Annotated in this window: 16 protein-coding genes and 1 pseudogene; 4 read left to right on the plus strand and 13 right to left on the minus strand. The window is 49.5% G+C overall.

Features of this window, described 5'->3' with window-relative positions:
- Window positions 1–81: 81 nt before the first annotated feature.
- Window positions 82–1,134 carry an NAD(P)/FAD-dependent oxidoreductase gene (locus tag VFS25_RS01970; RefSeq protein WP_326460430.1) on the minus strand — a complete coding sequence of 351 codons (1,053 nt, stop codon included), beginning with the start codon at window positions 1,132–1,134 and terminating at the stop codon, window positions 82–84.
- Between the two features lie 138 nt (window positions 1,135–1,272).
- Between VFS25_RS01970 and VFS25_RS01975 the strand changes: the two genes are divergently transcribed.
- From VFS25_RS01975 to VFS25_RS01985, 3 genes and pseudogenes are all read left to right on the plus strand, one after another.
- The gene (locus VFS25_RS01975; protein WP_326460431.1) at window positions 1,273–2,193 is read left to right on the plus strand and encodes an AraC family transcriptional regulator; all 921 of its coding nucleotides are present in this window, start codon (window positions 1,273–1,275) and stop codon (window positions 2,191–2,193) included.
- 235 nt (window positions 2,194–2,428) lie between these two features.
- A pseudogene (locus tag VFS25_RS01980) lies at window positions 2,429–3,471 on the plus strand (SulP family inorganic anion transporter); the annotation flags it as partial.
- A gap of 57 nt (window positions 3,472–3,528) precedes the next feature.
- Window positions 3,529–3,978, plus strand: coding sequence for an STAS domain-containing protein (locus VFS25_RS01985; RefSeq protein WP_326460452.1), 450 nt, complete (start codon window positions 3,529–3,531; stop codon window positions 3,976–3,978).
- Window positions 3,979–4,149: 171 nt separating this feature from the next.
- Here the strand turns inward: VFS25_RS01985 and VFS25_RS01990 are convergent, their stop codons facing one another.
- The 12 genes from VFS25_RS01990 to VFS25_RS02045 form a co-directional block, all read right to left on the minus strand.
- Complete coding sequence (locus VFS25_RS01990; RefSeq protein ID WP_326460432.1) at window positions 4,150–5,055, minus strand: cation diffusion facilitator family transporter; 906 nt, start codon at window positions 5,053–5,055, stop codon at window positions 4,150–4,152.
- Between the two features lie 41 nt (window positions 5,056–5,096).
- Window positions 5,097–5,333: a DUF6755 family protein gene (locus tag VFS25_RS01995; protein ID WP_326460433.1), complete on the minus strand. Its 237-nt coding sequence runs from the start codon at window positions 5,331–5,333 to the stop codon at window positions 5,097–5,099.
- Between the two features lie 13 nt (window positions 5,334–5,346).
- Window positions 5,347–5,847, minus strand: coding sequence for a Rieske (2Fe-2S) protein (locus tag VFS25_RS02000; RefSeq protein WP_326460434.1), 501 nt, complete (start codon window positions 5,845–5,847; stop codon window positions 5,347–5,349).
- A 12-nt stretch (window positions 5,848–5,859) separates the two neighbouring features.
- Window positions 5,860–6,432: a 4Fe-4S dicluster domain-containing protein gene (locus VFS25_RS02005; protein ID WP_326460435.1), complete on the minus strand. Its 573-nt coding sequence runs from the start codon at window positions 6,430–6,432 to the stop codon at window positions 5,860–5,862.
- Between the two features lie 22 nt (window positions 6,433–6,454).
- Complete coding sequence (locus tag VFS25_RS02010; protein WP_326460436.1) at window positions 6,455–8,671, minus strand: molybdopterin oxidoreductase family protein; 2,217 nt, start codon at window positions 8,669–8,671, stop codon at window positions 6,455–6,457.
- Between the two features lie 34 nt (window positions 8,672–8,705).
- Window positions 8,706–9,794 (minus strand): hypothetical protein, encoded by a 1,089-nt coding sequence (locus tag VFS25_RS02015; RefSeq protein WP_326460437.1) that lies wholly within the window; start codon window positions 9,792–9,794, stop codon window positions 8,706–8,708.
- 59 nt (window positions 9,795–9,853) lie between these two features.
- Window positions 9,854–10,909: a tellurite resistance/C4-dicarboxylate transporter family protein gene (locus VFS25_RS02020; RefSeq protein ID WP_326460438.1), complete on the minus strand. Its 1,056-nt coding sequence runs from the start codon at window positions 10,907–10,909 to the stop codon at window positions 9,854–9,856.
- A 165-nt stretch (window positions 10,910–11,074) separates the two neighbouring features.
- Window positions 11,075–12,445: an MFS transporter gene (locus VFS25_RS02025; protein WP_326460439.1), complete on the minus strand. Its 1,371-nt coding sequence runs from the start codon at window positions 12,443–12,445 to the stop codon at window positions 11,075–11,077.
- A gap of 46 nt (window positions 12,446–12,491) precedes the next feature.
- Window positions 12,492–13,004 carry a GNAT family N-acetyltransferase gene (locus tag VFS25_RS02030; RefSeq protein ID WP_326460440.1) on the minus strand — a complete coding sequence of 171 codons (513 nt, stop codon included), beginning with the start codon at window positions 13,002–13,004 and terminating at the stop codon, window positions 12,492–12,494.
- A gap of 62 nt (window positions 13,005–13,066) precedes the next feature.
- Window positions 13,067–14,986: a PAS domain S-box protein gene (locus VFS25_RS02035; protein ID WP_326460441.1), complete on the minus strand. Its 1,920-nt coding sequence runs from the start codon at window positions 14,984–14,986 to the stop codon at window positions 13,067–13,069.
- A 72-nt stretch (window positions 14,987–15,058) separates the two neighbouring features.
- Window positions 15,059–16,648: a ribosomal protection-like ABC-F family protein gene (gene abc-f, locus VFS25_RS02040; protein WP_326460442.1), complete on the minus strand. Its 1,590-nt coding sequence runs from the start codon at window positions 16,646–16,648 to the stop codon at window positions 15,059–15,061.
- Between the two features lie 130 nt (window positions 16,649–16,778).
- Complete coding sequence (locus tag VFS25_RS02045; RefSeq protein WP_326460443.1) at window positions 16,779–17,480, minus strand: Crp/Fnr family transcriptional regulator; 702 nt, start codon at window positions 17,478–17,480, stop codon at window positions 16,779–16,781.
- 103 nt (window positions 17,481–17,583) lie between these two features.
- Between VFS25_RS02045 and VFS25_RS02050 the strand changes: the two genes are divergently transcribed.
- Entirely contained in the window at window positions 17,584–19,266 is a 1,683-nt protein-coding gene (locus VFS25_RS02050; protein WP_326460444.1) for a chloride channel protein, read from the plus strand.
- The last annotated feature ends 90 nt before the right edge of the window (window positions 19,267–19,356 follow it).

Below are 19,356 nucleotides of genomic sequence, written 5' to 3' on the forward strand. Positions count from 1 at the left end.
TTGCCCTATTTTCTGTAATGCCTTGTGCTACTTCCGATGCCATTCATGTGATTTATACGTAGAAATAAACGCTAAGCGCCGCTACAGCCTGTCAGCAATAAATTTAGCGGCTACCACTGCGCCTTCCATATAACCCGGACATGCTGTTGCCGTTTCCGTGCCGCAAAAATGAAATTTACCATTCATATAGGATGAGCGTAAGACAGGATGCCCGTTATCCTGGTGAGGACGTAAAATAACAGGCGTTCCGTGTATTATAAATTCGTTATTCCATACTTTATCGTAATAAGCAACCGGCAACGGAATTCCGCTGCCCATCAGCTCACTTAATTGCCGCAGCACCAACTCCCTGCGTACTTCCGGGGCATAGGAAGCGGCGCCGTTATTCAGGAAGCCGGTGAACCCAAACCGGTTCTCTTCAAAATTGGTATGATCATACATCTCCACTATAATTCCGGCATGACTGTATAACATTCCCGAAAATCCCCTGGTACGCCAGAACGGCTGCGCATATTCCAGTGCAAATTTTATTGCACCGGCCATCCAGGTTTGCACATTTGGCAGCACATCCAGTACAAACTGCGGTAATTCCGGTAAAATTGCTACCTGTGAGGCCACCAGCTGCGGAGGTATACAACTTATAATGGCTTTACCGGTATAAAAATTACCACCGGCCGTTTCCGCTGTGAGGCTATTGCCAGCCTCCCGAACCGCCACCACTTTAGCGTTTAATCTGATGGAACCAGGCGGCAGCTTTTCTGACAGCGCCTTAATAAGCATTCCGGTACCGCCGGCAAGGCGATACGAAGGCGCCTCAGCTGCAGGCACAAAAAACTGCTGGGCAGGTTCAAATGATTTCGTTTGAAACAGTGATATGCCCTGGGAGAATTGAGGATATTTTTTTAAACCCAATTCCGCTATCAGCGATAACAGCTGCGGGTGCATATCTGAAAACCAGGTAGCACCCAGCTCCAAAGGCGTACCAAGAGCGCCGGCAGCCGTATGTATACGCCCTCCCAATCTTTCAGCACCTTCTAAAACAGTAGCGGCAATCCCTTTTTTTTGGAGAAAATATGCTAAAGCCAGGCCACTCAGGCCTCCTCCGATAATAATTACATCATTTTCCGGTTTCATTTTGCAAAAATGGTTCTTTGCTCCAGGTTATTTATTGTACAAATAAGCATTTTTATGGTAGATATAAGCAATCATTAAAAGTGGCATGGCCTATCCCCTACTGCTGCCTGATTTCCGTAAATTCGGCACTGACAACGGGTGAAAGCAGCAACTGCGCAGATTATGGCAAAAGACAAGAATATCATCAATGAATACCATCTTAACAGGAACCAGCCTGGTAAGCCGCAATTTGCTATTCATGATTTAAACGACTACTTAAAAAAGAATAAGGGCAATACTACCCCGCCACATATTCACAGCTTTTACCAGATCATTTGGTTTAAAAGCGGTAAGGGCAGGCACTTCGTTGATTTTAAAGCATACGAGGTATTCAAAAACACTGTATTCTTTATTGCCAAAAGCCAGGTTCACTACTTCGACCACCATACCCATTACAAAGGCGTTTTAATCCACTTCAATGAAACATTCCTGGTTCAAAGCGATAATGAAACGGATTTCTTTTTGAAATACAATATTTTCAGTAGCCCTTATCAACAGCCATTCTGCGGTATTGACAAGAGCATGGACCGTATTTTAGATGAATATACCCGGCAAATAAAAAGGGAGCTGGCGCATGAAGATACTTTTGGAAGGGAAGAATTATTAAGAGCTTACCTGAAGTTGTTTCTCATTCAGATTCAGCGGAAGAAAAATGAGTCGGAGCAAAGTGAAGGCAGTGCTTGTTCTGCGCCGGACGAGAAAAGGATGCAGCTTGCAAAATTCATAAGTCTTGTGGATGAGCATTACAACCAGGGGCTTACCGTGGCTGAATATGCCAACCTGTTATACATATCGCCGAGAACCTTATCCGACATTACCAGGCAAGCGCTGAATAAAACACCTTCCCTGATGATACAGGAGCGCATTATCCTGGAGGCGCAACGTTTGTTATTACATTCCAATCTTAATGTTAACCAAATCGGGTATCGCTTAGGCTTTGATGATCCTTCTTATTTTATAAAATACTTCAAAAAGCATACACAGGTATCTCCGTCGGCGTTCAGGAAGTCTGTTTCCTGAATGTATCATTTGCCTGCGGTTTAACGATGTTGTAGCAGCTTAGGGAATGATTTGACCAAAAATTACCGGTTTATAAAAAAATTACTAGTTTTGCGCCTCGCTTTATGAGCATGATCACCAAACATACTCGTCCTACTCCACCATAATAGCGGATCATAAACCGTTAAAGTGCACCGTATATTCCTGCGGCGCCATCTCATTTTATTTACTACTATCATTTTAATAAACCATCAGCATGAGGGCTTACCTTAATTTATTTGATTTTAAACAAAAAGTAAATTACAAGACGGAAGTATTATCCGGTTTAACTGTAGCGCTGGCATTAATTCCGGAGGCAGTGGCATTTGCGATTATAGCTGGTTTATCGCCATTAACCGGCCTGTATGCAGCATTTATAATGGGGTTGGTTACTGCTGTATTCGGAGGGCGCCCGGGAATGATCTCCGGCGCTACCGGCGCCGTGGCGGTAGTACTTGTATCGCTGGTCAAATCACATGGCGTAGAATATGTTTTTGCCACGGTTGTACTGGCGGGCATTATCCAGGTAATTGCGGGGTTGCTGCGGCTCGGCAATTTATACGACTGGTGCCTCACCCTGTTATGTTCGGCTTTGTAAACGGGCTGGCCATTATTATTTTCATGGCGCAGCTTGTTCAGTTTAAAACCGCCGATGCCAACGGTGTTTTACACTGGATGAGCGGCCCCCCTTTATTTATCATGACCGGGCTCGTTTTGCTGGCCATGCTGATCATTTGGGGACTGCCCAGGCTCACCAGGGTGATACCTTCCTCGCTGGCGGCCATCCTGGTTATTTCCGGCATTGTAATCGGCTTTGGCATTCAAACCCGTACGGTAGGAGATATTGCTTCCATTAAAGGCGGATTTCCTCCCTTTCATATTCCCGACTTACCGTTTTCACTGGAAACCCTGGAAATTATTTTTCCTTATGCATCCATTATGGCCGGTGTTGGATTAACTGAAAGCCTGCTTACCCTGAACCTCATTGATGAAATAACAGAAAGCCGTGGGCGGGGTAATAAAGAGGCTGTAGCGCAAGGCGCAGCGAATATTATTACGGGTTTATTCTCCGGCATGGGCGGCTGCGCCATGATTGGTCAAAGCTTAATTAATATTTCAGCCGGTGCGAGGGTGAGGCTGTCCGGTATTGTTGCTGCCGTAATGCTGCTGGTATTCATTATGTTCGGCTCCTCTCTTATTGAGAAAATACCTATAGCAGCGCTTACGGGTGTAATGATCATGGTATCAATCGGTACGTTTGAATGGGTCAGCATCCGGATGATCGGAAAAATGCCCAGGCACGATATTTTTGTAGGCATGCTGGTGGCTGTTATTACGATATTATTACACAACCTTGCCCTGGCGGTTTTGACCGGCGTAATAATTTCCGCGCTCGTTTTTGCATGGGAAAGCGCTAAAAGGATCCGGGCCAGGAAATACCTGGATGAACAAGGCATCAAACATTATGAAATTTATGGCCCTCTTTTTTTTGGATCTGTTACAGCGTTCAACGAGAAATTCGATGTTTTGAATGATCCCGGGGAAGTGATCATTGACTTTAAAGAAAGCAGGGTGGCAGATATGAGCGGTATTGAGGCATTGAACAAACTGACGGAACGTTATAAGAAGGTCAATAAAAAGCTGCATCTCCGGCATTTGAGCGAAGACTGCAAGCTGCTGTTGAAAAATGCAGCGGAATTAATAGAAGTAAATGTATTGGAGGACCCGCATTACAAGGTGGTGGTAGACCGGGTAAGTGGCAAGTAGTTGTATAAGCAGGAGTTATGGATGGGAATGCTCATCCATAACTGACTGTTTATATTCCTGGAAAAGAAGCGTTGCAATAGAAAAGCTTAATCTCATAGGCCAACATTCCCTGGTTTTATGCTGCACATTTCTGCAGCCGGGGTATCTCTTAAATATACACAACTTATGTAATCAGGAAAAGGGGCCTTGCGGCTCCACAAAAATTTGCTTGAAGTAGGAGAACTTTCCGTTTATGGAACTTTTGATACGCGCTGATGCTTCCACGATGGACAACGTGGAAAGATCTTCCCGGAAAGTTACCTGCAGCACCAGGATAATTTCCTCCGGCCCGAGATACATGGACAGCGGCCATTGTACATCCCGGATGGCCGGATCGGCCTTTGTTATCTGCACCACTTCATCCAGCACCTGCGCCGAAGCGGTTTCGCCCATTAACAGGCTGCGGCTTTCCCGGGTTAGCACCACAGATACTGCCGTAAGCACTAACCCGATAATGATGGATGCAATGCCATCGAGGTAGGGCGCGTTGAGCCGGTGCCCAAAATAAACGCCTGCCAACGCTACCAGCAAGCCCATTACATCTGCTGCGTCTTCAAACAGCACCACAAAAGTGGATGGATCTTTACTTTTCCTTACTGCCGGCCAGAAAGGCACATCTCCCCGCATCCTGTTAAAATTGGTAAGGGCAATAATGAAGGAAATGCCGTCAAATAACAACGCGGCTCCCAGTACAATATAATTCCATAGCGGGTTTGTAATATGTACAGGATGCCGGATATGTGTAACTCCCTCATAAAAAGAAATACCGCCCCCCACGCCGAAAATAAGTATAGATACGATGAATGACCAGAAATACAGTTCTTTCCCATAGCCAAACGGGCGCTTTTTATCGGGTGCTTTTTTACTGCGCCGGATGCCCAGCAGCAGCAAAATCTCATTCAATGTATCTACTATTGAATGTATTCCTTCAGACACCATGGCCGAGCTTCCTGTAACGCCGGCGGCAATAAACTTGGTGGCGGCAATCAGCAAATTCGCTGCGAGGGCGCTGTATAACGGCAATTTAGATGAGGCCATATCCCGGATGCTGCAAAAAGCCTGCCTTTGAAATAGTTACCTTACTTCCGCTCCGGCAGGTAATATAACAATCCCAATGCCGCCACAAACAGCACAAACGAAACTATAAACGTTATCCAGGCAATATCCGGGTGCTGCGATAACGCATTATTTAAACCCGTGTACAACAGCCATATCTGCATTGATACAATCAGCACCAGCAGGGTGATAATAGCCAGCAGCAGTGTATTGGATTTGTTGGGATGCGCCTTTTCATGGGCGCCTCTGAAATTACTCATCGTTACAGGTTTATCAGGCAGGTTGCTGCCCGGTTACGTATACTGCATCTCCTTTTACGATCACATTAAGCGCGGGCAATGGACGGGGCGGCGGGCCCTGTACCACCTCACCGGTGAGCGCATCGAACCAGCCGTTGTGGCAGGGGCACTCAATACGGCCGGTGCCCGGTTTATAAAATACCGCGCAGGATAAATGCGTGCATTTTTGCTCATACGCCCTCCACTCATCGTTTTCCAGGTGAATGAGTATATACGGCACCGTGCTGCCCGGCAGGGTAAAGGAGCGTGTGCCGCCTACGGGCAAGGCGGCGGTATTACAAACAAAATGTTCCCCTTCTACTTTCCGTTCCGGGAAAAAGGATGATTTTATCGCCACCAGCCCGCTGCCTGCCATTAAACCGCCTGATACCAGGCAAAGGAACTTTGCAAACTGCCTCCTGGACACCTGCAATGTTTCCACGGTGCTATAGGGAAAGTCTATTTTCCAATCCGGTGTATTATCCTGTTGTGCCATATTGATATGCTGTTAATGAACTTTCAGGAATGTGCTGCCTTTGGGCATCATAATATTTACTTTTGTTTTTACCGTTTCCCGGCCAAAGATGAACGTATTCACCGGGTCGCTGTTGGGACGCATGGCCCTGATCTCTTCGCGGGTGCCATAGTACAAAGCCTGGCTGGGGCAAACGGTAGCGCACATAGGTTTTTTGCCCGCGCTGGTTCTGTCGTAGCACATATTGCACTTCATCATCAGGTCGTACTGCTCCTCTTTCTTTGGCACACCGAAAGGGCAGGCCATTACACAGTTGGAGCAGCCAATGCAGCGGGAGGTATTGGCGGTGTGCACCACCCCGAACTCGTCTTTCGCAATGGCATCTGCGGGGCATACCTGCGCGCACACCGGATTTTCGCAGTGCATGCATACCTGCACGGTGGTTTGTATGGTGTAGGCCCTGTCTACATAATTCACATGTATCATGGATTGCTGGCCGTTGGTTTCGCACTCCGCACAGGCCATTTCACAGGCATGGCAGCCAATGCAACGCTGCATGTCTACAAAAAACTCCTGGTCTGTCTGATAATAAGTATTCGCTTCCATATGCTGCTTTTAAATGTGTGCTTTAATCGCTGGCGTAAGCATTGCTGTCTGCAACGCCTATGCTTTGCCTGCCCTGCGGCTCCAGCCTGCAGGCGCAAACTTTAAATTCCGGTATTTTAGATACAGGATCGAGCGTACCGATAGTAAGCTGGTTGGCGGATTTTTTACCCGGCCAGTGATAGGGTATGAACACCGTATCTTTCCGGATGGTTTCTACTATGTTGGCGTGAAAGTCGGCTGCTCCGCGGCGGGTGATCACCCGTACCAGCTCGCCCTGGGCAATGCCGTAGCGGACGGCCATTTCAGGATGCACTTCCAGTAACGGTTCGGGGTATTGATCTACCAGCTTGCCAATGCGGCGGGTTTGGGTGCCGCTCAGGTACTGCGATACCACGCGGCCTGTTGTTAATACTACGGGATAATCCTGGTCGGTAACTTCCGCAGGCTCGCGGTAGCTCACGGGAACAAAGTGCGCTTTACCGTCGGGGGTTGCAAATTTGCGGTCTTCCCACAAGCGGGGCGTGCCCGGGTGATCCAGTGCAGGACAGGGCCAGAAAACGCCCATGTGCTGCTCTATTTTTTCATACGTGATACCATAATAATCTGCCGTACCGCCTTTGGATGCCACGCGCAGCTCATTGAATATATCTTCGCTGCTGCTGAAATTGAACTTATCTCCCGCGCCCAGGCGGCGGGCAATTTCCAGTATTATATCCGTGTCTTTCCTGGCTTCGCCGGGCGGGGTAACGGCTTCCCGGATGCGGGTCACGCGTCCCTCAGCGGTAGTAACGGTACCGTCTTCCTCTTCATGCAGGGAGCCGGCCAGCACTATATCGGCATGCCTGGCCGTTTCGCTCAGGAAAAAGTCGATGGCTACATAAAACTCCAGCTTTTCCAGCGCTTCCCTTACAAACTGGTTGTTGGGCAGCGATACCAGCGGGTTAAAGCAAATAGACAGCAGCCCTTTTACTTCTCCCCTGTGTATGGCTTCTATGAGCTCATATGCCGTATAGCCTTTACCGGGTAACACGCTTTCCTCAATGCCCCATACGCCTGCAATATATTTGCGGTGTTCAGGATTGGTAATATCGCGGTTGCCGGGCAGCTGGTCGCATTTATGCCCATGCTCGCGCCCTCCCTGCCCGTTGCCCTGGCCGGTAATGGTGCCATAGCCGCAATACGGCCGGCCGATACGGCCGGTGGCCAGCACCAGGTTAATACAGGCCGACACATTCTCCACGCCTTTGGTGTGATGCTCTATGCCGCGCGCATGCAGCAGGAAGCTGGTTTTGGCGCGGCCCCACAGCTCTGCCGCCTGCCTGATCTTTTCTACTGAGATGCCGGTAACGGCAGATGCCCATTCCAGTGAGTAATCTTTTACGGCTTCCATGCTATCTGCAAAGCCGCTTGTGTACTGGTTAATGAAGTCGTGATCCAGCAGATCGTGCTGCACCAGGTAGTTGAGCATGGCGCCATAAAGGGCCGAGTCGGTACCGGGCCTTACATCCAGGTGCACATCGGCTGTGCGGGCAATGGGCGTAACCCGCGGGTCTACAATAATCAGCTTTGCGCCGTTATCCCTGGCCTGCCATATCCAGTGTGTTAAGGTGGGAAAAGTTTCACTCACATTGGCGCCCGCGATGAGTATCACTTCCGCATGTTTAAGATCGGCATAGGTATTGGAGGCACGGTCAAGGCCAAACGCTTTTTTATTGCCTGCGCCGGCGCTTACCATGCAAAGGCGGCCGTTATAATCGAGATTTTTTGTTTGCAGGGCTACGCGGGCCAGTTTGCCCATCAGGTAGCTTTTTTCATTGGTGAGCGATACGCCGGAGAGCACAGAGAACGCATCTTTACCATAGGTTTGCTGTATACGTTGTATTTCGCTGATGGTGGTGCTCATGGCCTCTTCCCACCCTGCAGGCTCAAAACCTTTTCCTTCCACTCTTTTCACAGGGTGCAGCAGGCGGTCGGGGTGGTTATTCTGCAGGTAACGCTGCACGCCTTTGGGGCACAGCCGGCCTTCATTAAAAGGGAACTCCATCCAGGGATCAAACCCTACCACCCGGTTATCTTTGACCAGCAGCTTAATGCCGCATTGCATACCGCAGAAGCAGCAATGCGTTTTCACTACTTTATCGGGTTCGTCCTTTCCATAAAAACCTTCCTTCGGCGCATAGTTCAAATGCGGACCGAAGTTTTGAATGATCTGTTCTGCCGGTACTGGTAGTTTAGCCATGAACGTTCATTATCTGTTTTAAAAAGCTATTGTATTATCCGAATAAATGCCCGCCGGCGCTTCTTGCGCGGAGGTGGGCCATTGCAAGGGCATCACGCTTGCCTTCGGGACTGTAATCCAGGTGCGAGGCGCCGTTCTCCAGCGTAAAGTCAAACCCCAGCTCTTTGGTTACTTCTTTAAGATCGTTCACATGCATCTGTGAAGTAAACGCCTTGCCGGTATGCGGACAAATGGCCATACCGTTCCGCTCCCCTTCCTCCCGGTAAATATGCGCGCCTATTTGCGCGGGCCTTTGAATGATGTGAAAAAATTTGCCAAAAGGGATCCATACCAGGAACATAATTACTGAAATGGCATGCGTAATGGTCATAAAGTTATAAGAGATGCCTTTGAGATAGTGATAATCCAGCGTAATACCCAAACCTGTAACCGCTACGGTGAGTAACAGCAGCAAGGGCAGCAGATCGCCGCTGAAGCTTTGGGAAGCGATCAGCCCTCCTTTGGTAACCCGCCTTCTTAAAAACACCGCCACGCCAATGATAACCAGTATGGAGCACCAGCTGAGGGCATTGAAGATCAATGCGGCCAGCACGGAGTGCAGCCTGAACTGCATGATCTTCCAACCAAACACGTATACTTCATAATATTTTGAGGCAGCCGGATCTATACTGGTGTTCGGGTTCATGGTAAAATAAATCCATCCCAGCGTTAACGGTACGGTGATGGCAAATGCCAGCATGCAGCCGGTGGCCAGCATAAAATGACCTACCCAGCGGCTGCGGCCCCGCGGATAAATAAAGCGCTGGAAACCGATATTAACGAACAGCTCACGTACAAACCGGGTAAAATATTCCAGGAAATGCCCTGAGCGGAAAAGCAGCTGCCAGGTACGCCGGTAATACAAACGGGTGGGCGGCCGCTGCAGCCATACGCTGTAACGGTACACCACGCCGAAAACCGCAAACAGGGTACCGATCAGGTAACCGGTAAGGGCGGGGTCGAAATTCTGTAAACGCCGGGAGCCGATGAAAGTGAGAACAACGGCCAGCAACATGGCAAAAAAGGCTTGAATAAAGGCTTTCCGGTTCAGGCTAGTGAGCATTGAGAGCATGTTAGTCAGCATTGCGTATATAAAACGGTTTTGTCGGTATCACAAGAACAATTTAGCGGCCAAATTGTTCATTACGTTTTCCGGCGGCTGATGCGCTGTGCTATTTCTATCAGCAGCCCGATTAATACAATGATCCAGGTAAGCACCCCAACCAGCACAAAAAGCCCTGATACCGGTATGATAAAATCAAAACCGGTGATCCTGGCGTAATTAAACGTACACACGCCATACATGCCCAACGGAAACACCATTGACCAATATTGCGGGTCGTACTGCAGGGGTACTTTTACAATAAAATGCCGGTAAAAAAACAGCAGGAACAGCAAGGGCACCCACCAGCTGGCAAAGGCCCAAAAGAACATGGTAAATGTTTCCACGAAATAGGTCCAGTGCGCCAGCACAGGATGAGAATGCCCGTACATTACCAGCCGGGAGCCGGCCAATGCGGTAATGGCTACTGCCCCCATATTAATCCAATATGGCGGCGTAAGCAGCTCGGCCTTCATGCTAATGAAAAGCCAGCGGTACAGTATAAGGCCAATAAGCACAAAATACAGCATGCCGCCGATCATATAGGTACATAAGGCAATGAATGCAATGTAATGCGAGTAATGCGCAATTAATGCGCCCAGCACGGCTACCGACTCTGTAGATACTACTATCAGCAACCATGCCCCGCTGATGCTTTGCTCAAAGCTGGGCTTTGGCTCCTTTAAAATATTGAACAGGAAAAAAGTGTACAGCAGCAACAACCACAGCGCAAACCCCGCTATCCACACACACAATGCCCACAGGCCCCTGTTGAGGATAATAACCAGCTGACTGCCCAGTATATTGGTGCCTGCTACCAGGGTGAGAAAGGTAACGCCCCTGGCCGGATGATGCAGGTCGGCCCATACCAGGCGGGGAAATTTCCGTATGCGCATTGCCAGGATGGCCAGCAGCACCAGGTAAAAACAAACATTCACCACCAGCAACACCATGGCCAGGCTGTGGTACTGCCATAGCTGCAAGCCAATAGACACGATACCGGTAGCCATTACCAGCGCAAAATAACCGGGAAAGAAATTCTGCAGGGTGGTTTCCTGCGGCTGGCCCGGTTTGGGCAGCTGTTGGATCGTTTGCATGGACGGTCACTGTTTTAAGAACAATAAACAACGGCCTGTGCTGATTGTTCGTTGCGATTATAAATATCGTGCACGCGTTTGAGTAAGTTACTCAATCCGGGGATTAAACTACTTCATATGATTTTAATGAAGGATGATATTAATCCTGATAAAGGATGATATTAATCATATGCTGTTTTGAGATTTACGGATATAGCGGCCAATGAGCACGGCCGCCAGCAGCAGGCTGCCGCAGGAAATCAGTCCGCTGATGCGGGCAGCCCAGGCAATGTTGCGCGGTCCGCCGTTGGCCATAGCGCCAAAAACCGCCACGCCCATGGCGCCTGCTGCCTGCCGGATGGTATTGAGAACGGCCGACGCTGTTCCGCTCCTGCTTTTTTCCACGCTGGAAAGAATGCCGGTAGTCATGGCCGGCACAGCAATGCCCATGCCCATGGGAATAATCACAAAAGGAATAAACAATTGCCAGTAAGGCGTGGCGGTACCAGCCAACAGTAAACCGGCATAACCTACTGCCGCCAGCAAAGCGCCGCCCAGCAGCGGCAGCCGGATGCCGTAAGCGGCCATTAGCCTGCCGCTGATGAAGTTGGAAACAACAAAACCGCCTGTAAGCGGCAGAAACGCCAGGCCGGCGTGTATGGACGTGTAATGCAGCGTATTTTGCAGGTAGAGGCTCAGCACAAACACGGTGCCGTAATAGGCGTTGTTTACAATAACGCCCAGCAGCAGCAATACATTGAATACGGGTATACGAAAAAGGTCCAGGGGCAGTATGGGCGACCGCGCACGTTTTTCGATGCGCAGGAACAGCAGCAGCAACAGCACGCTAAGCACAAGCGCAGCCATTACTACCGAGCGCCGGATGCCCGGCGCCTGCCACTCAATAATGCCGGCAATAAAAGCAGTAAGGGCCAGCATCCATACCAGCTGGCCGGTAATATCCAGCCCACGGTTGGGATGTAATTCACCATCCTGTATTTTGGCGGCCAGCAGCACGCCCGCCAGGCAAATGGGAATGTTCACGAAAAAGATCATGCGCCAGCTGCTGATGTGCAGGAAAAGCCCGCCGAGTATTGGCCCTGCGGCAATGGAAATACCGCCGGCCATTGTCCATAGCGCCACGGCATGCGCGCGTTGGTCCGGTTCATGCGCAAATGCCTGGTTAAGGATGGAAAGCGAGCTGGGGATCATAGTGGCCGCTCCCATGCCCTGCAAGGCGCGGAAAGCAATAAGGCTGCCGGCGCTCCAGGCAAGTCCGCACCCGGTAGAGGCAATGCCGAACAACAGCAACCCAAGCTGGAAAATACGTTTGGAGCCCAGGCGGTCGCTCAGGCCGCCTGCCGACAGCATGAGCGCGGCAAATGCAACGGTATAGGCATCGGCCACCCACTGCAGCTCACTGATACCTGCTGAAAAGGCCTTTGCCATTGCAGGCAAGGCAATGTTCACAATAGAAACATCCAGCTGAGATACTACAAATGCGAGGCTGGTGGTGCTTACAATATATCCGAATGAAAGATGCCGCCGGTGTGTCATACTAAGATATGTTGGTCTCCGTTAGATAATAGCACTAATATAAAAATTAAAAGTCCCTGCCGGCGTGCAGGGGCTTCATCTTCCAAAGGTTTTCATTTTCTTTGTACTCCCCGGCCAGCTCAAATCCGCATTTCAATAATACTTTTTCCGACGCAATATTTTCCTTTCGCGTAATGGCGTATAATATTTCGTTGGGATGGTCCTCTGAAAAGCGCGCGGTGCCGGCTTTCAATAACACCGTAGCATAGCCTTTATTCCAGTAACCGGGTAATAAAGCATATCCAATATGTAATTTGGCGGTACCCTGTTCCAGGAACAGCAAAGAGAACATGCCAATAATGCTGTTGCTGCTCTTTTCCACCACGGCCCATCTGCCCGTGCCCGGGTAGGCCTCATAATGCAGGATGTTTTCGGTTAGAAAAACATTGCTGTTTTGCCGCGACTTTACCGGCCGTATATAACGCATTACCTGCTCATTGCTGTTAATCAGAAAAAAGCTGTCGGCATCTTTAACGGTGAACGGCCTTACGAGTAAATTTCCTGTTTCAAATATTATCAATGCTATGGTATTAATTGTTTGAAAGCAACGTTTAAACTGATGGAGGCCGTTATGCCAGAAGCCTACTCGCTGTCTTCCGGCTTATCTGCCCCATAAATCTGGTTACACTTATCGGCCATTTCGTGCAGCATGCCATCCAGGTCATTAGCCAGCTTTTCAATGTAATCAAGAAAGAGCCGGTTATTGGGGCTGGCCAGGTTTTCCTTATCAAACTGCGCAAATATGCCGAGTATGGACGCCACGGGCATACGCAGCCGGTGAGAGCTGATAAAAGCAATGTCCGTCAGCAGCCGGTTTTTTTCTTCCAGCTGCTGTACTATTTTCTTTTTTTCGGTAATGTTGGTTTGAATAACGATGTGTCTTTCTATTTGCCCCGAAGCATCCGTAATGGGTGTAATATCAATGAGCACCCAATAGGGCTTACCGGTGCTGGTATAGTTCAGTATTTCCACCACGCAGGGCTGTAATGCTTCTAATTTGTCGCGGATTTCCTGCGCAGTGTCCTGGTTGGTATCTTCCCCATGCAGAAAAGTATGGGGTTTCAGTCCTTTAACATCTTCCAGGGCATAACCGGTAAGGTCTTCAAAACTTTTGTTCACCCACTCAATGCATCCCTGGCGGTCTGTAATAAGCACAGGGTTATCGGCCATACTGGCCACCAGTGAAAGCCGCCGGATCTCTTCATTCTTCACGGTAATGTCTTCAACATCCTGCAGGGCGCCTATCATGCGCGCGGGTTCTCCTTTCTCGTTGTAAACAATATATCCACGTGAAATAACATGCCGGTACTGTCCATTTATATCCTTTAGCCGGTATTTACCCTGCCACTGGTTCCGGCCTTCCTTTACCGCCTGGTACACGCTTTCCGTAGCCAGTGCTTCATCGTCGGGGTGTATACGTTTAATCCAGAAATCCACATCTTCCTCCCGGTTGCTGAACCCGAAGAAATGTATGGCATTGTCGTTCCAGATTATTTTATTGCTGTGCAGGTCAAAATCCCATATGGCGTCGTTGGTGGCCATTGTAACAATATCATACCGCTCCAGCGCCTTCCTGAGGTTGATCTCCTGCTGCTTTTTTCCCGAAATATCCCGGGCCAGGCACACCACGCCGGTAATGTTTCCATTCTGGAAAATAGGATCAAAGGAAACTTCAATATACTTCCATTCCTCCTCTGCAGTTTCATTGTGAATTTCGACCAAGTTTTTTTCGCCCTGCAAGCTTTTCTCATAATGGGTTTTCCAGAATAAAGAAGGCTCCTGCAGCCCGGTAAGCAGGCCGCACTTATCCTGGAACACCCGGTTAACGGCCATAAACTGCCACTGGGCATTTACGGCCCAAACCATGGCCTGTGAGCTGTTGATGATTGATTTCAGGAGCTGTTCCTGCCGCTGCAGCGCCTCCTTTGCCAGGTACTGGGAAGTTATATCGGCAACGCTGATTACTTCGGTTGCTTTATTATCGTAGGTGATAGTGAACGCTTCAATTTTTACATACATCAGGCTGCCATCTTTTTTATAATGCCGCCAAATGCCTGAGTCATTATAACCTGCAGCGGTTTGCTTTTCCTTGTTCTCCACAATCCTGGCAACGTCTTCTTCCGGGCGGATGTCCAGGATGGTCATCTTCATAAACTCTTCCCGGGTATAGCCGTAGAGGTGAACAGCCGCATCATTCACTTCCAGGAAGCGAAAATTCTCTTTGTTATAGATCCACATGGGCTGCGGGTTTTCAGAAAACATCCGTATATAGGCCTGTTTGGATTGCCGTAATGTTTGTTCGTTGTTTTTGAACAGCCTGTACAAAAGGATAGCGGATAACAATACAAAAATGATCTCTCTATGGTTCAGCAGCTGGTCCAGCAGCATCGGGTGTTCGCGCGTGCCAAGCAGCGCAGCCAACAGCTCCATACCCAAGCCCCAAATGATACCACAGACTGCATAGATTACAATAATTGCCAGCGGCGATGTAGGTTTAGACATAACACGTATTCGGATTCCATTTATAAGATATGGAAATTCCGCGAATGTATAAAATTATATCTAACCCCCAGGCTATGCCAGCTCAATGGCCCGCGCTGCATTTACCTGCTCCAGGAACCAGGCATCATGGGATATTACGATAAGCGTTCCTTTGTACCCGTTAATGGCGGCGGTTAATATCTCTATATTCTGTATGTCCAGGTTATTGGTGGGTTCATCCAGTATAATCATGTCGGGCGCCTGGCTGCTTATAGACAGGCAGCAAAGCATTAAGCGCATTTTTTCGCCGCCGCTCAGCGCTGTACAGGGTTTATCCCAATGTTCACGTGTAAACAAAAAACGGTTCAGGCGCGTTTTCACCTCATGCTCCTGCAGCGCGCCTGTATTAAATGCCTGCGCCTGTTCATATACACTGCATGCATTGCTGATCAATGAATAGTCCTGGTCAATATAAATAACTTTTGCGGTAGCCCTGCTTATGCGGCCGGCGGCCGGCTGCAGCCCGCCCATGATCATTTTTATCAAGGTGGTTTTGCCCGAGCCGTTCAGTCCCTTTACCGCAATACGGTCGCCGCTGTTGATCTCAAAGTGCAGGCCCTGTTTCCAGAGCAGGCGACCGTCATATGCAAAGTTTATATCAACGGCCGTTACCAGGCGCTTGCCTTTATGCAGGGCGGAATTATCCAGGTCCAGCTTCATTTTGTCTGCACCCGGCAACTCCCTGCGCAGCTGGTCCAGCTTCTGCGATATGGCGTTTATTTTTTCCGCATGCACGCCTTTCATGCGTGCGGTGCTTTTCTCCGCGTTGTTCCTGAATGTGTTCATGGAAATGGTGGGCAGCCCTGCTTTTTCCTGCTTCTTTTTTCCGCGGGCATCCAGCTTTTGCTGGCGTTCGAGCGACTCCCTTTCTGTTTCCTTTGCCTTGCGCAATGCCTTTTCCTTGTTCTTCAGGTCCTGGTTCAAAGCATCGCTTTCAATGCTTTTCTGCTCCAGGTAAAAATCGTAGTTGCCGCCATAGGCGGTTATGCCATGGGCGCCCAGCTCATATACGGTATGCAGCAGGTTTAACAGGGTTCTGTCGTGGCTTACCACTACCAGCGTGCTGCCGGTGGTGCTGATGTAATCATATAACAGGCGCCTGCCCTGCGCATCCAGGTGGTTGCTGGGCTCATCCAGCAAAACAATGGCCGGCTGGTGGATCATAATGCCTGCCAGCAGCACTTTTGTTTTTTGCCCGCCGCTGAGCGTGCCCATTTGCTGCGGCAGCGCCACATCCTGCAGCTGCCAGTGGGCAAAAGCTGCGGTGCAGCGCTCTTCAATGGTCCAGTCGTCATCCAGCACTGCCATGTTTTCATCGGTCACCTGGCCGCCAAGTATGGCTTTTAATGCCAGCAGCTTATCCGCAATGCCCAGCGCCTGTGCAACAGTAAGGTGATTCAGCTGGCCAAAAAGCTGCGGCACATAATAAGGCGGCCGGCTAACCTTTACCTGCCCGCCGGAAGGCTGCAGCTCGCCGGCCAGTAATTTCAGCAGGGTAGATTTTCCAGCGCCGTTATTGCCTATTAAGGCAATTTTTTCCTGTTTGTTAATGGTGATATTTATACCTGCAAATAATACCTCCCGGTTGGGATGGGTGTAGGTAACCCCTTGCAACAGCAACATAATTTCTTTCTTTGTAGCGTAAATAATTACGGGAGCCTGGTAAGCAGGCCCGGTTTATTTTTCCTGAAAGAAATTATATCTCACATTGAATGTATTGTTTTTGGTGGGATTGCGCAAAGGTAAGAAAAAATCAGGTTTTCATACGCCCGTTCCCGGCAATTCCCAGTGCGCTGAGGCGGTGCTCGTCCAATATCCGCAGGTGTTTGCCGGCTGTTTCCAGTATACCGGCGTTTATCCATTCCGTAAATATCCTGAACACGGTTTCATAAATGGTGCCTGCGTAAGAGGCAATGTCCTGCCGGGATATGCTGATATTAATAAAGCCGTTCTCGTTTACCCCAAAGGTGTTTTTTAATGTCAGCAGGGATGCGGCCACCTTACCTTTTACATCCAGGTGGGCAAGGTCGCTCATGCGTTGTTCTGCCCTTTGCAGCTCGGTGGCATACAGCTGCATGAGCCGGTAGCTTAATGTGGGGTTGGTCATCAGGCTGGTTTGCAGGTGGTCATACGGTATGCAGCATACCGTGGTGGGTTCAAGCGCGGTGGCGGACACACGGAAAATGTTTTCGCCAAAGCCGCGGATGCCGATTACATCGCCGCCGGTGGCCAGGCGAATGATAAGCTCCCTCTGATCTGCCTGTTGTTTATGTACTTTTACTGCGCCGGATAAGGTAAAGAACATGGCATGCACGGGTTCGCCTTCGGTAAAAAGCTGCTCTCCCTTTTTAAAAGTGAGCGTTTGCTTTTTCAGCGCCGTCAGCTCCTTCCATGCGGGCATGCAGGCCTGGCAGAAAAGGCAGGTAGAAAGGTCACAGGTTGTTTTCGAGCTCATTAATTATATTACCTACGCAACATTTTATCCGACAAAAATAAAAATTATTCACAAATAATATTGCAAATGCAATACTTTTGCAGCGTAAATCAGTTTACCTATAATGAAAAAACGTGACGAAAGTATTCCTTTAGCGCCATCTATGAGCCCTATCCAGGGGAAAAAACAGGTACAGGTACCTGGCATGGTAGATAAGCGCGTATTTTATTTAAGCATACAGGCCATTATTAACGCCCTTGTTATCGGCGCAATTGCCAAAGTGCTGGTTTATCTCATTGACCTTATTACCAACATTGCTTTTTACGGCAAGTTTTCCTTTGAAGGAGCCGGCCCTGCTGAAAACAGCCTGGGTATTGCTGTAATTGCCATACCCATTGTGGGCAGCATTATTGTAGGGTTGCTGGCGAAATATGGCTCTGCGGCCATCCGCGGGCACGGCATCCCGGAAGCAATGGAAAAGATCATACTGGACGAAAGTAAGATTCCCCCACTCATCACCTTATTAAAACCCCTGTCTGCAGCTATTTCCATAGGCACCGGCGGCCCCTTTGGGGCAGAAGGTCCTATTATTGCCACCGGCGGCGCCTTCGGCTCTTTTACCGGGCAAATCATGCACATTTCCGCCGCAGAACGTAAAATTATGCTGAGCGCAGGCGCCTGCGCAGGTATGGCCGCCATTTTCGGCAGCCCGCTGGCCGCTGTGCTGCTGGCTATTGAGCTGCTGCTTTTTGAGTTCTCTGCCCGGTCAATTATTCCTGTGGCCCTGGCCTGCATTACCGGCGCCGGCATGCACATTCTGCTGTTTGGCCATGAGCCGGTATTTGCCATGGGCGCTATTACCGCCCCTTCCGACGGCGCGCTGATCGTGTACACTGCCATGGGATTATTTATAGGCGTTGTTGCCGCACTGGTATCTAAATCTGTTTACGCGGTTGAAGACCTGTTTGAGAAGCTGCCGGTACACTGGATGTGGTGGCCCGCTATCGGCGCTGTTGCTGTAGGCGTGGTAGGTTACTTTGCCCCGTACACCATGGGGGTGGGCTATGATAATATACAGCACCTGCTGAGCGGCCATTTACCGCTGGCCATGCTGTTATCCCTGTGCATATTAAAATATATTTCCTGGGTAATATCCCTGGGCAGCGGCACCTCCGGCGGTACCCTGGCTCCCTTGTTCACCATAGGCGGCGCGTTGGGCGCTTTAACCGGCATGGTAGTATTGAAGATCTTCCCTGCTTCCGGCATCACCCTGGCCACCGCAGCACTGGTAGGCATGGCAGCCATGTTTGCCGGCGCTTCCCGCGCACTGCTCACCTCTATCATATTTGCGCTGGAAACAACCGGACAGCCTAACGGGCTGCTTCCTTTGCTGTGCGCATGTATTGCCGCATACTTTGTTTCCTTTTTCCTGATGAAAGGCAGCATTATGACAGAAAAGATCCGCCGCCGCGGCATCAGCACGCCTGATACCTATGAGCCGGACCTGCTGCGCTATACCACTGTAAAAGAAGTAATGGAACCATTACCGGAAGACGACCGGGCCCTCTCATTATATGCTGTAAAAGAAACAGACGACCTGGGCACCTGCCTGCAGCTGATGGGCCAACACGGCGTGAATGAGCTGATGGTAACAGATGAAGCAGACCATCCCATAGGAATGATCACTTCCAAAGACCTGATCTCATTTTACAGCAACCAGAAATCGCAGGAGCAGCAGTATGAGGCGCCTGTAGGTACCAAACGGCTGCTGGTACGCACCCGCAAAATGATACATTACAAGCGATAACCTACATAACCTGAGCCTTTTCACTGTTAGTAACAGCAGGCGGTTTGCAGCAGCAGCCGCCTGCTTTTTTTATTAACCGCTGAATTTTTC

This window comes from Chitinophaga sp. (assembly GCF_035761305.1).
GTDB lineage: Bacteria > Bacteroidota > Bacteroidia > Chitinophagales > Chitinophagaceae > Chitinophaga.